The following is a 13,586-nucleotide window of genomic DNA, read 5'->3' on the forward strand; positions in this document are numbered from 1 at the left end:
TCTATAGATACCGTAGCTCGACGAATAACACCGATCTGTAAAGAACATAGGCGCTAGGCAAAGCGTCTGACCTCGATAGATGAAGGTTCGTTATATTAAGAAATTCAAAGGATTATGCGTATGAAAAAGTGGTTAGCTATCAGTTGCCTGATTGCAGGTGTTACCTCAACCGCTGTCTATGCGGACGCGGCAAAAGATTTGCAGGGTCGTCTTAATAAAGTAAACAGTTTCCACGCCAATTTTAGCCAGAAAGTCACCAGCGCTGACGGCGCAGCGGTGCAGGAAGGGGAAGGCGAACTGTGGTTGAAACGTCCAAACCTATTTAACTGGAAAACCACATCACCTGACGAAAGTACTTTGATTTCTGACGGCAAAACGCTTTGGTTCTACAATCCGTTTGTTGAGCAAGTCACGGCAACCTGGCTGAAAGATGCGACAGGGAATACGCCGTTCATTCTGATTACGCGTAACGATGTCAGCGACTGGAATAAATACGATGTGCGCCAGAAAGGCGATGATTTTGAGCTTACGCCGAAGTCAGCGAGCGGCAATCTGAAGCAGTTTGCGATTAATGTGACGACAAGCGGCACAATCAAACAGTTTACCGCGACGGAACAAGATGGGCAGCGGAGCACTTATGTGCTGAAGAACCAGCAAAACGGCGCCGTTGATGCCGCGCAATTCACGTTCACACCGCCGAAAGGCGTCACGCTGGATGACCAGCGTCAGTGAGGCCAGAGTGAGCAACCTGTCACTTGATTTTTCCCATAATGAATTCCAACCGCTGGCCGCGCGCATGCGGCCAGCGACGTTGGCACAGTATATCGGCCAACAGCACCTGTTAGGGGCCGGTAAGCCTCTGCCACGAGCCATTGAGGCAGGGCAGTTGCACTCCATGATTCTCTGGGGGCCGCCAGGAACGGGAAAAACCACGCTGGCAGAACTGATTGGGCATTACGGGCAGGCCGATGTTGAACGTATTTCTGCCGTGACGTCCGGCATTAAAGAAATTCGCGAAGCGATTGAGCGTGCCCGACAAAATCGCAATGCGGGGCGCCGCACTATTTTGTTTGTCGATGAAGTCCATCGTTTCAACAAAAGTCAGCAGGATGCGTTTCTGCCACATATCGAAGATGGAACGATCACCTTCATTGGTGCGACAACGGAAAACCCCTCTTTCGAACTCAATTCCGCGTTGTTATCGCGCGCCCGCGTCTATTTGCTAAAAGCGCTGACGGCAGAAGATATCGAGCAGGTCTTGCAGCAGGCCATGAGCGACAGCGAGCGAGGATATGGCGGACAGAATATTGTTCTGCCTGCCGAAACCGCTCGGATGCTTGCCGAACTGGTCAACGGCGATGCCAGACGTGCGCTGAATAGTCTGGAAATGATGGCCGACATGGCGGAAATCGACGCGCAGGGCATGCGTGTTCTGACGCCAGCACTCCTCAACGAAATCGCTGGCGAGCGCAGTGCCCGCTTTGATAACAAAGGGGACCGCTATTACGACCTGATTTCGGCGTTGCATAAATCGGTAAGAGGCTCCTCACCGGACGCGGCGCTTTATTGGTATGCCAGAATCATTACCGCCGGTGGCGATCCGCTGTATGTTGCCCGACGGCTGTTGGCTATCGCGTCGGAAGATGTCGGCAACGCCGATCCGCGTGCGATGCAGGTGGCTATCTCCGCCTGGGATTGCTTCACTCGTGTCGGCCCCGCAGAAGGGGAGCGCGCCATTGCTCAGGCGATTGTTTATCTGGCCTGTGCCCCTAAAAGTAACGCCGTCTATAGCGCGTTTAAAGCCGCGATGCAGGATGCACGCGAGAAGCCAGACTATGATGTTCCCGAGCATTTGCGCAATGCGCCTACCCGGTTGATGAAAGAAATGGGGCTCGGTGCAGAGTATCGGTACGCACACAACGAACCCAATGCCTATGCCGCTGGCGAGAGCTATTTTCCGCCGGAAATGGCCGATACGCACTATTACTCGCCGACCTCACGCGGCCTTGAGGGCAAAATTGGTGAAAAGCTCGCCTGGCTTGCCACTCAGGATCAAAATAGCCCGACAAAACGCTACCGTTGAACTAAGCGTTGCGGTAAGGTTATTGCGGTATTTTCTGAAACCGGCCGCGTAGCGCGCCGTGTACGCCACCATTTCATTTGATAATCATAAGCACAGGATTAGCATGCTCGATCCCAATTTACTGCGCAATGAGCTAGACGCAGTCGCCGAAAAGTTACTGGCTCGCAGAGGCTTTAAGCTGGATGTTGAGACCCTGCGTAAGCAGGAAGAACGTCGTAAAGTATTGCAGGTAGAAACTGAAAACCTGCAGGCAGAGCGTAACTCCCGATCGAAAGAGATTGGTGCAGCGAAAGCACGCGGTGAAGATATCGAACCTTTGCGTCGTGAAGTTAACACATTAGGCGAAAAACTGGATGCCGCAAAAGCCGAGCTGGACCAGTTGCAGAATGACATTCGCGATCTGGCGTTAACAATCCCGAACCTGCCGGACGACTCTGTGCCGCTTGGAAAGGATGACACGCAGAATCAGGAAGTAACTCGCTGGGGTGAGCCACGTAAGTACGATTTCCCCGTACGTGACCATGTTGAGCTCGGAGAGATGGCTGCCGGGCTGGATTTTGCCGCTGCGGTGAAATTAACCGGTGCGCGTTTTGTCGTGATGAAAGGACAGATTGCCCGTCTGCATCGTGCGCTTGCCCAGTTCATGCTGGATTTGCACACACAGCAGCATGGCTATCAGGAAGCGTACGTCCCTTATCTGGTCAACCACGCCACGTTATACGGTACAGGCCAACTGCCTAAGTTTGGTGAAGACCTGTTCCATACCACTCCGCTGAGCGAAGAAGCGGAAAGCAGCAGCTATGCGCTGATTCCGACGGCTGAAGTTCCGCTGACCAACCTGGTGCGTGACGAGATTCTTGATGAAGAATCCTTACCGTTGAAAATGACTGCACACACGCCGTGCTTCCGTTCAGAAGCGGGCTCGTACGGTCGCGATACGCGTGGGTTGATTCGTATGCACCAGTTTGACAAGGTTGAACTGGTACAAATCGTCCGCCCTGAAGATTCCATGCAGGCGCTGGAAGAGTTGACGACTCACGCCGAAACCGTGCTGCAACTGCTGAAATTACCTTATCGTAAGGTCTTGCTGTGTACGGGCGATATGGGCTTTGGCTCAACCAAAACTTACGATCTGGAAGTCTGGTTGCCGGCGCAGGACACGTACCGTGAAATCTCTTCTTGCTCAAATATGTGGGATTTCCAGGCGCGCCGTATGCAGGCCCGCTGCCGCAGTAAGTCCGATAAGAAGACTCGACTGGTTCACACATTGAACGGTTCTGGTCTGGCAGTCGGTCGTACACTGGTTGCCGTTCTGGAAAACTACCAGCAGGCTGATGGCCGTATTGAAGTTCCAGAAGTGTTGCGTCCGTATATGGGCGGACTGGAATTTATTGGCTAATTGCGGTTATCTGAATAAAGCGCCTAAGGGCGCTTTTTTTATGCCATAGCATCGGTAATATTTTTTCATCGTAAAAATAACTTATCAACTCGAGCGACTTAATTTTTCAGTTAAAAATGATTTAAAATCAGCGAAATAGCAGCGCCCTGTTTTTAAACGTGACGGCCTTCCTATGGACGTTGATGAATACTTTCAATCCATAATTTGGGAAAGGACTTTTAGCACTTTTTGCCCGGATTGACTTTTATATACGCAGTGGCATGATGCGCTCACTCTTCTCCGGTTGTTTGGTTATCCACTTCGCTATGTCTGCTTATTCCCGCCCAGTGCTGTTATTGCTCTGCGGACTCTTGCTGCTGACGGTTTGTATTGCGGTATTAAATACCATGGTACCACTGTGGCTGAGTTATCAATCTCTTCCTGTCTGGCAGGTTGGCCTCGTTGGGTCATCCTACTTCGGCGGCAATTTGGTTGGCACGTTATTAGCCGGTAAGTTAATCAAACTTTATGGATTTAACCGTAGCTATTATTTCGCGGCTTTATTATTTGGTATCGCGATCGTTGGCCTCGGTATTTCTGGGGATATCGGTAGCTGGCTGTTCTGGCGCTTCCTTGCCGGTATCGGCTGTGCATTAATCTGGGTCGTGGTTGAAAGCGCTTTGTTATGTAGCGGAACACCGACGCAGAGAGGGCAACTTCTGGCTGCCTATATGATTGCCTATTATCTCGGTAGCGTAGTTGGACAGCTCCTGCTTGGCATATTGCCGAGCGCATTGCTGAACGTGCTGCCGTGGATGGTCGCGTTAGTTATTTTGGCCGTATTACCGCTGCTGTTTACTCGTCTCCCTATGCCGCCAGAGCAGCAAGAAAAGCATGTCAACATGTGGAAAATGCTGACGTATCGCAGTGCTCGTTTAGGCGTTCACGGTTGTATTATTTCCGGCGCAATTTTAGGATCGCTGTATGGTCTGATGCCGCTGTATCTCTCCCATCAGGGAATGAATGATGCGCAGGTCGGATACTGGATGGCGCTGCTGATCAGCTCCGGGATTATCGGGCAATGGCCTGTTGGACGTATGGCCGATCGCTATGGTCGATTGTTGGTTCTGCGGGTATTAGTCTTTGTGGTGATTATTGGCTGTATTGCTATGCTGAGCATTAGCCACTATGCCATGGCACCGTCGCTGTTCCTGCTGGGATGCGCAGGGTTTACGCTGTATCCCGTTGCCATGTCTTGGGCATGTGAAAAAGTGCGCCCTGACGAACTGGTCGCGATGAATCAGGCGTTGCTCCTCAGCTATACGCTTGGCAGTCTTTGCGGACCAAGCGTTGCTGCGGTATTGATGCAGAGCTACTCCGATCGCTTGCTGTTTGTTCTGATCGCTGTTGTTGCCATGATCTACCTGATGATGTTGCTCAGAAAGGCCGATCACCACCCAACGCCATTAGCTGCTGCTTGAGCTAACGACATCGAGGCTGGCCAGCGAACTTTGTCCGGCTTCCACCATGTTATTCCACAGCGCTTCGGCCACTGGGCTAAGGCGCTGTTTCGCGTTTCGCACCAGATAAAATATGCTGGTTAGCATGAGTTTTTCCGATGAAATTGCTGTGAGTTGCCCATTCTTAACCCATTTGGCGGCATAGTGATCGGGAAGAAAACCAACATGTGTGCCAGCCAGTAAGAGCAGTAAACTGCCTTCTACGTTCCAGGCGGTATTTTGCAAACCTTTTTTTGCTACCGGGCCTAACTGTTTACTAATCTCGTGTAATGCATGACCGCCAATGAGCAATCTGTTCGGGTTAAGCGTTCCGTCACGCCATTCTTTTTCTATTCTTGCCGCATTTTCCGATGTGGAATAAAAATAGCTTTTTTCAACAAAAACAGGCTGAAAATAGATGTCTGGTGGAACATCGTCCGGTAAAACGCTCAGAATAATGTCGATATGCCCATTTTTCAAACGTTCCATTAGCGGAGTGTAATCACCGATTTCCAGCTCAACGGCAACGTCAGGGCTTTGGGCATACAGTTTCCCAATCGCGTTGGAGATAACTTTAGCAGGGTGAGTAACGGTGTTATCCAAACAGCCAATACGAGCTTCACCAATGAGCTGATGCTTTATCCTTGCTAATCGATTTGCAAAGTCATCCAGCGTGGCGATAACCGACTTGGCTTCCTGATAGACCACTTCGCCTTCCGTTGTGAGAGCAAATCCGCCACGTCCTCGTTCACACAAAACTAGCCCGAGCGTATCCTCCAGACGAGATAGATAGTGACTCAACACGGGCTGGCTTAAGCCTGTTGCGACTTGTGCGTTAGTAATCCCTTGTTTTTCAACGATTTTACAAAAAAGCTTTAACCAGCGAATCTCCAGTTTATCTAAGCGCATAGCATGTCCTTCGCATACATTACATATCTGAATGTTAACATCAAAATATATCTGTATTAATCGATATGAAACCCATTTATCTTGTTGTTACGCCACATCACTGATGTGGTCGCCACAAAAAATCGTGGTTTTATGCGTCACATCAGGGTCTCTCATAAAGCATAATGGTGTTGTTAGCTTGCTGACGGCACCATTGTTCTATACGCCGTCAGGCAACCTCTATAAAATATCACAATGATACAATAATTATTTGCTGCTTATTTAATGGAGGGGTTATGTCTCAAGGGAATGCTGTACCTGAAAAAGAACAACAGGGGCGGCAAATTTATGATTACGAATATGAACGTGTTCCTGCTGAAGCTAGAAAAAGCTGGTATGTTATCGCTTTAATATGGCTGGCAATGGGAATTGACATTTCAGGCCTATTTCTTGGCGCTTTCTTAAGTGGTGGGTTACCTTTTTCTCAGGCCGTTAGTGCTACGCTCATCGGCTCTGCCTTTTTAGGGGTGTTGGCCGCATTATGTGCTAATGTCGGCTATGGATGCGGATTATCAACAACGCTACTCAGTATCTCCGTTTTTGGGCGTCTTGGTGGAAAGATAATCGGTATTTTCTCTGCTATATCATTGATTGGCTGGTTTGCTTTTCAACTCGACTTTTTTGGCGTAATGCTGCAAAAAGCATTGCTACATTATCAATTAGAACCTGGACGTTTCCCTATTTTGGTTTTCGGTATGGTGCTGATGACCTCTACCGCTATTTGGGGTGTCAGGGCATTGGGCAAACTGAGTATATTCAGCGTGCCATTAATGCTGATATTGATAATTACAGGTTTAGTTTTAGCCGCAAGTAATCATCCCGAAATACCGATTCCGATAATTAAAGCGCCAATTAGCATGGGAAGTGCTATCTCTTACGTTGTTTCTATCTGGATTGTGTCTGCCGTGATGTCACCGGATATTGCCCGCTATGCCAAAACACGCAAAGACGCGCTTCTCGGCGCTGGTTTAGGGTTCTTTTTAGGCAATAGCTCAACAATATTAGTTGCACTCATTTTGACTCATCTGGTTGGTACAGAGGATCTCGTTGAAGTGTTCTTTGGTATCGGTTTGGGTATGTCTGCCATTGTGGTACTTATTTTTGCACAATGGACGACAAATAGTACCAACCTGGTCTCTGCATCATTAGGGCTATCTGTTGTTATTCGAACTCTATCTCGGCCAGTATTGGTTGTGCTAATGGCTATTGTCGGTTTGCTGTTAGCCTACAACGGTATGATTAATAATTTTACTCAATTCTTGTCACTGCTCGGTGTACTGATTTCTCCTATAGCAGGTGTCTATCTCGTCGAATATTATTTTATTAAGTCCTCTCATTTGCAGAAAAATGTATCAGAGGCATCATTCTTGAATGTGGCGGCAGCTATATCGTGGTCACTCGGTAGTATTGTGAGCCTGTTGACCTCCCCCGATTTTTTCGATTTATTTACGATAAGCTCGATCTCTGCCCTGGATGGCGTAATTGTCAGTATGGCGATGTATATCGGCATACATAAAATTTTTCCTCAATTGGCAGATTGAACGTGTTACACAGATAACACGAGATCTTGGGTAAGGTATGTCTCGTTATATTAATGCACAAACAATTGATGATATAGCACTAGGGGCCGCTGTTCTCGGTACAGGAGGCGGCGGCGATCCGTATGTAGGTTCTTTAATGGCAAAACACGCATTAAAGAATGCGGATAAAGTACCTGTATTCGGTTTAGATGAAATTAAAGATGACGATATATTTGTTCCTTGCAGCATGATCGGTGCAACGACGGTTGTTGTAGAAAAGATCATGTCAGCGAGCCAATTCGTGCGGGCATTTGACGCGATGGAAAAAGCGCTTGAGCGACCTATTGCGGCGACCTTTCCCATCGAAGTCGGCGGTATCAATTCGCTAATGCCGTTTGTTGTTGCGGCGGCAAAAGGATTGCCTGTTATCGACTGTGACGCGATGGGGAGAGCCTTCCCCGAAGCGCAGATGGTGACCTTTTTTCTCGATGGTTTATCCTCTGCCCCAAATACGTTAGCCGATGAAAAGGGAAACACAGTTACCTTAAATCCTATTGACGGTATGTGGTCTGAACGTTTAGCCAGGATGATTTCGGAACAAATGGGGGCTGCCTGCGCGATGTGTGACTACCCCTTACTCGGTAGTCAGCTTAAGCGTAGCGCCATCGAGGGGACGCTGACGCTGGCGCAGGATATCGGAAAAACGCTGCGAGAGTCTCATCAGTCAGGCAGCCATCCGGTACAGTCCCTGCTCACGGTCTTGAATGGCCATATCGTTGCATCTGGCAAAATTGTTGATGTAGCCCGGCGCACAACGGGCGGTTTTGCTCGGGGTAAAGTGGTGCTGGATGGTATGGGTAGCGACAAAGGCGAATCGTTTACGGTGCTTTTCCAGAATGAGCTCCTGCTGGCTTATCGTTCTTCACAGACAACAGAACCTACGCAGGATAATCTGCTGGCTGTTGTGCCTGATTTAATCTCCATAGTAGATAGTGAAACCGGACGTCCGATCATCACGGAACATTTACGTTATGGGCAGCGAGTTGATGTGATTGCCTATCCGTGCAATGACAAGTGGCGCACGCCAAAAGGGATTGACGTTGCGGGGCCGGAGTATTTCGGTTATCCGGTGCAGTATGTACCGATAGAACTGCTTGCGAATCGCTGAGGCTTTCCCGATGTTACATAAAAATGATTACCGACTCGGGATTGATGTCGGCGGCACCAACACGGATGCGGCAATTTTAGATGCAAACCTGCGCTGCGTCGCGACGGCCAAATTTCCTACCAGTCTTGATATCTATAGCGGCATCGAACGGGTGATTGCTGAGATATTGGCGCAGTCTGGTATCGCACCGCAGCATATTCGCTATGCGATGTTGGGCACAACCCAATGTACCAATGCGATTGTTGAGCGCAAAGGGCTGGATCGCGTTGGATTACTGCGCCTGAGCCTGCCAAGTAGCGATAGCGTTCCGCCGCTGTGTGGCTGGGATGACGAGTGGCAAAGGACACTAGGCGAGCATTTCTACCAGATTCATGGCGGCTATGAGTTTGATGGCAGAGAGATTCATCCCGTACTGCAGGATGAAGTACTCGCGGTTTGTGACAAGATGCGCGGGCATGTCGATAGCGTGGCTATCTGTGGCGTATTTTCTCCCGTAAATAATGAGCAGGAACTGCGGGTTGCCCAGTGGGTGAATGCGGCATTACCGGATGTCTCCCTATCGCTATCCCACCGGATAGGCAGTACGGGACTATTGGAAAGGGAAAATGCGACCATCCTCAATGCATCGTTGCAAAGTACCGCAAACCGCTTTGTTAACGGTTTTACACAAGCGCTAGTTCGACACGGTATCAAGGCTACGCCGTTCTTCGGGCAAAACGATGGCACATTGATGTCCGAGAGCATGGTGAAGCAATATCCCATTCTGACGATGGCCTGTGGGCCAACGAACTCGATTCGCGGGGCATGTCACCTTTCGGGGTTGGATAATGCGCTGATTATCGATGTCGGCGGCACGACGACGGATATTGGCGTGTTGGTGAATGGCTTTCCACGTGAATCGGCAATTGCCGTTGAAGTCGGTGATGTGCGGACGAATTTCAGAATGCCAGACATTATTTCTATCGGCATTGGCGGTGGAACCTGCGTGCGGCAGTCTCAGGATGGAAAACTTACCCTTGGGCCGGATAGTGTCGGCTATCGCCTGCTTGAACAGGGCGTCAGCTTTGGTGGGGAGACGTTAACGCTCAGCGATATCATGCTGCAACTTCATCGTGAACGATGGATTACGGATCTTCCTCATCCACTGCCCGAACTGGATAACGCACTTTGCCAGCAGGCTTATCATCAGATGATTGAGAAAGTGGAAAGTGCTATCGACCGGATTAAATCGTCAAGCGCGGCTATTCCCGCCGTGCTTGTGGGCGGCGGCAGTATTTTACTGCCTGACGTTTTATCCGGTGTCAGTCAGGTCATGCGTCCGCAGAACTTTGATGCGGCTAATGCGGTTGGTGTGGCGTTAGGAGCGGTAGGCGCACAGATCGAACGTGTGGTTAAAATGCCGGATAACGATCGTGAAAAGATAAAAAACGAATTGCAGCAGCAAAGCATTTGCCTTGCAGAAGAGATGGGCGCGAGGCCGGGCAGCGTTGAGATCATCGATTATCAGGAAATTCCGTTGGCGTATCTGCCGGGGAATGCGGTACAGGTGAAAATCAAGGCAGCAGGGAATCTGGCTTAGCGCAGTGCAGAGATAGTTTACCCGCCAAAATGCAAATAGCGCGCCCTGAGCGCGCTATTTTTCCAGAAAGCGTCAGAGGTTAGTACATGACCTTGTGGCCGTAGCTTTCAAGAATCGATTTAACGCGATCCATCGTATCGGCCTTCGGCGGTTTAACGCCGTCTAATTTGTACTCTTCACCCATCGCGATCCACTTGTGTTTCCCAAGCTCATGGTAAGGGAGAAGCTCAATTTTCTCGATGTTCGTCATATCTTTGGTGAATTCGCCCAGCTTGTGTGCGGACGCATCATCGTCAGACCAGCCGGGAACGACCACATAACGTATCCAGGTACGCTGGTTGCGCTTTGCCAAATAGCGAGCGAAATCCAGAGTACGGTGATTGGATACGCCCACTAAATTCTGGTGTATGTCGTCATTCATTTGCTTCAGGTCAAGCATCACTAAATCGCTGACGTCCAATAGTTCGTCAATGACGGGGTCGTAACGACGTACGAACCCATTGGTGTCCAGACAGGTATTGATGCCTTCTGCCTTGCAGGCACGGAACCAGTCGCGCACAAATTCGGCCTGGAGAATAGCCTCGCCGCCGGATGCCGTTACGCCGCCGCCGGATGCATTCATAAAGTGGCGGTAGGTCACGACTTCTTTCATGAGTTCTTCAACCGTCACTTCTTTACCGCCGTGCGTATCCCAGGTATCACGGTTATGGCAATACAGGCAGCGCATCAGGCAGCCCTGAAAGAAGATGATGAAACGGATGCCTGGGCCATCGACGGTGCCGCAGGATTCAAAGGAGTGGATGCGACCGATAAGTGACATTGCGAGGTTTTCTCCAAATTTGACCGAACAATAGCGGTCTTTATGAGCGCAGTCATAAGAAAGCAAGTATCAATCTGACAGGGATTGCTGACAGAAAAACACCGTGTGACAGATGCTGCGTCGAATCTGTTTTGCGAGCCATCCACATGAAGGGAGCAACATAGCGGGCTGGCAAAACAGGCTAACAACCGAACGACAAGCGAGGGTGAGAAAAAGGCCCCACTGACGTGGAGCCTTTATTTTACGCCTTTTCAGACAGTCATGGAAATTACATTGACTGGGTGAAAGTACGAGTGATGACGTCTTGTTGCTGTTCTTTCGTCAGTGAGTTGAAACGCACTGCGTAGCCAGATACGCGGATAGTCAACTGCGGATATTTCTCCGGGTTTTCCATCGCATCAAGCAGCATTTCACGGTTCATGACGTTGACGTTCAGGTGCTGACCGCCTTCGATGCTGGCTTCGTGGTGGAAGTAACCATCCATCAGGCCGGCAAGGTTAGCTTTACGCACATTGTCATCTTTACCTAACGCGTTAGGTACGATGGAGAAGGTATAAGAAATACCATCTTTCGCGTAAGCAAACGGCAGTTTGGCAACGGAAGTCAGAGAAGCCACAGCACCTTTCTGATCGCGACCGTGCATTGGGTTAGCACCTGGTCCGAATGGCGCACCTGCGCGGCGACCATCTGGCGTGTTACCCGTTTTCTTACCATATACCACGTTAGAGGTGATGGTCAGAACAGACTGCGTTGGTGTTGCGCCACGGTAGGTGTTCAGTTTCTGAATTTTCTTCATGAAACGTTCAACCAGGTCACAAGCCAGTTCATCTACGCGAGCATCGTTGTTACCGAATTGCGGATATTCGCCTTCGATATCAAAGTCGATAGCCAGACCGTCTTCATCACGAATCGGTTTAACTTTGGCATATTTGATGGCAGACAGGGAGTCAGCAGCAACAGAGAGACCGGCGATACCACACGCCATAGTACGGAACACGTCACGGTCATGCAGTGCCATCAGCGACGCTTCGTAGCTGTATTTGTCGTGCATGTAGTGAATGATGTTCAGAGCGGTGACGTATTGTTTCGCCAGCCAATCCATGAAGTGATCCATACGATCCATCACTTCGTCGAAGTTCAGAACATCGCCTTTGATCGGTTCTGATTTCGGACCAACCTGCATTTTCAGTTTTTCGTCCACGCCGCCGTTAATTGCGTACAGCATGGTTTTCGCCAGGTTTGCACGAGCACCGAAGAACTGCATTTGTTTACCAACGATCATTGGGCTTACGCAACAAGCAATCGCGTAATCATCGTTGTTAAAGTCAGGACGCATCAGATCGTCATTCTCATATTGCAGAGAAGATGTATCGATGGAGACTTTAGCTGCATAGTTTTTAAAGCTTTGTGGCAGTTTTTCAGACCACAGAATGGTCATGTTTGGCTCTGGAGACGGCCCCATGGTGTACAGGGTGTTCAGGAAGCGGAAGCTGGTTTTGCTCACCAGTGTACGACCATCCAGACCCATACCAGCCAGAGATTCTGTTGCCCAGATTGGGTCACCAGAGAACAGCTCATCATACTCAGGCGTACGCAGGAAACGTACCATGCGCAGTTTCATGACCAGATGGTCAATCATTTCCTGAGCTTCTTCCTCAGTGATTTTGCCTGCAGCCAGATCGCGCTCAAGGTAGATATCCAGGAAGGTAGAGACACGTCCGAAGGACATTGCCGCACCATTCTGTGATTTCACCGCAGCCAGGTAACCGAAGTAAGTCCACTGCACGGCTTCCTGAGCTGTTGCTGCTGGGCCAGAAATGTCACAGCCATATTTAGCGGCCATTTCTTTAATTTGGCTCAGTGCATGATGCTGATCGGCAATTTCTTCACGCAGACGGATTGTTGCTTCCAGATCTTCGCCGTTTTCCAGTTTGGATTGCAGAGAAGTGAACTGAGCAAATTTGTCTTTCATCAGGTAGTCGATACCGTACAGCGCAACGCGACGGTAGTCACCGATGATACGGCCACGACCGTAGGCATCTGGCAGACCCGTCAGAACGCCTGATTTACGACAACGCAGGATGTCTGGGGTGTAAACATCGAACACGCCCTGGTTGTGCGTTTTACGGTATTCGGTGAAGATTTTTTTCAGTTGAGGATCCAGTTCACGACCGTAAACTTTGCATGAACCTTCAACCATTTTGATGCCGCCGAACGGAATTAACGCACGTTTCAGCGGAGCGTCAGTCTGCAGACCAACGATTTTTTCCAGACCTTTGTTGATGTACCCCGCGTCGTGAGACGTGATAGTTGCAGCAACATTGGTATCAAAATCAACAGGCGCGTGAGTACGGTTTTCCTGTTTGATGCCTTCCATGACGCTGTCCCACAGCGCTGAGGTCGCTTTGGTTGCGCCAGCCAGGAAAGACTCATCACCTTCATACGGCGTGTAGTTTTTCTGGATAAAGTCACGAACGTCGACGTTATCCTGCCATTCACCTTTGCTAAAGCCTTGCCATGCATTGGCCAATTTTTCATTCAGCTCGGTCATTTTACACCTACCTTTGATATGGATTTCTTAAAACCCGACG

General features: G+C 49.6%; 10 protein-coding genes. 7 read left to right on the forward strand and 3 right to left on the reverse strand.

Going from position 1 to position 13,586, the window contains the following annotated elements:
• Nucleotides 1-120: 120 nt before the first annotated feature.
• From lolA to HP572_RS06620, 4 genes are all read left to right on the forward strand, one after another.
• Nucleotides 121-732, forward strand: a complete 612-nt coding sequence (lolA, locus tag HP572_RS06605) for an outer membrane lipoprotein chaperone LolA (RefSeq protein WP_240585134.1) — start codon at nucleotides 121-123, stop codon at nucleotides 730-732.
• A gap of 7 nt (nucleotides 733-739) precedes the next feature.
• The gene (locus tag HP572_RS06610) at nucleotides 740-2,083 is read left to right on the forward strand and encodes a replication-associated recombination protein A (RefSeq protein ID WP_240585707.1); all 1,344 of its coding nucleotides are present in this window, start codon (nucleotides 740-742) and stop codon (nucleotides 2,081-2,083) included.
• 103 nt (nucleotides 2,084-2,186) lie between these two features.
• Nucleotides 2,187-3,482, forward strand: coding sequence for a serine--tRNA ligase (gene serS, locus HP572_RS06615; protein ID WP_039357860.1), 1,296 nt, complete (start codon nucleotides 2,187-2,189; stop codon nucleotides 3,480-3,482).
• A gap of 305 nt (nucleotides 3,483-3,787) precedes the next feature.
• Entirely contained in the window at nucleotides 3,788-4,942 is a 1,155-nt protein-coding gene (locus HP572_RS06620) for an MFS transporter (RefSeq protein ID WP_240585708.1), read from the forward strand.
• Here the strand turns inward: HP572_RS06620 and HP572_RS06625 are convergent.
• On the reverse strand, nucleotides 4,928-5,869 hold the full coding sequence (locus HP572_RS06625) for a LysR family transcriptional regulator (protein WP_240585135.1): 942 nt from the start codon (nucleotides 5,867-5,869) through the stop codon (nucleotides 4,928-4,930). The two genes, HP572_RS06620 and HP572_RS06625, sit on opposite strands and share 15 nt — an antisense overlap.
• A 275-nt stretch (nucleotides 5,870-6,144) precedes the next feature.
• Between HP572_RS06625 and HP572_RS06630 the strand changes: the two genes are divergently transcribed.
• The 3 genes from HP572_RS06630 to HP572_RS06640 are packed head-to-tail and all read left to right on the forward strand — an operon-like array spanning nucleotide 6,145 to nucleotide 10,175.
• A complete protein-coding gene (locus HP572_RS06630) occupies nucleotides 6,145-7,449 on the forward strand; it encodes a cytosine permease (protein WP_240585136.1) in 1,305 nt (434 codons plus the stop codon).
• 37 nt (nucleotides 7,450-7,486) lie between these two features.
• A complete protein-coding gene (locus tag HP572_RS06635; protein ID WP_240585137.1) occupies nucleotides 7,487-8,596 on the forward strand; it encodes a DUF917 domain-containing protein in 1,110 nt (369 codons plus the stop codon).
• 10 nt (nucleotides 8,597-8,606) lie between these two features.
• Entirely contained in the window at nucleotides 8,607-10,175 is a 1,569-nt protein-coding gene (locus HP572_RS06640) for a hydantoinase/oxoprolinase family protein (protein WP_240585138.1), read from the forward strand.
• Nucleotides 10,176-10,254: 79 nt separating this feature from the next.
• Here the strand turns inward: HP572_RS06640 and pflA are convergent, their stop codons facing one another.
• On the reverse strand, nucleotides 10,255-10,995 hold the full coding sequence (gene pflA, locus HP572_RS06645; protein WP_010277183.1) for a pyruvate formate lyase 1-activating protein: 741 nt from the start codon (nucleotides 10,993-10,995) through the stop codon (nucleotides 10,255-10,257).
• Nucleotides 10,996-11,263: 268 nt separating this feature from the next.
• Complete coding sequence (gene pflB, locus HP572_RS06650; RefSeq protein WP_240585139.1) at nucleotides 11,264-13,546, reverse strand: formate C-acetyltransferase; 2,283 nt, start codon at nucleotides 13,544-13,546, stop codon at nucleotides 11,264-11,266.
• Nucleotides 13,547-13,586: the final 40 nt, after the last annotated feature.

The organism is Pectobacterium sp. PL64 (assembly GCF_022477975.1).
Classification (GTDB): Bacteria; Pseudomonadota; Gammaproteobacteria; order Enterobacterales; family Enterobacteriaceae; genus Pectobacterium; species Pectobacterium jejuense.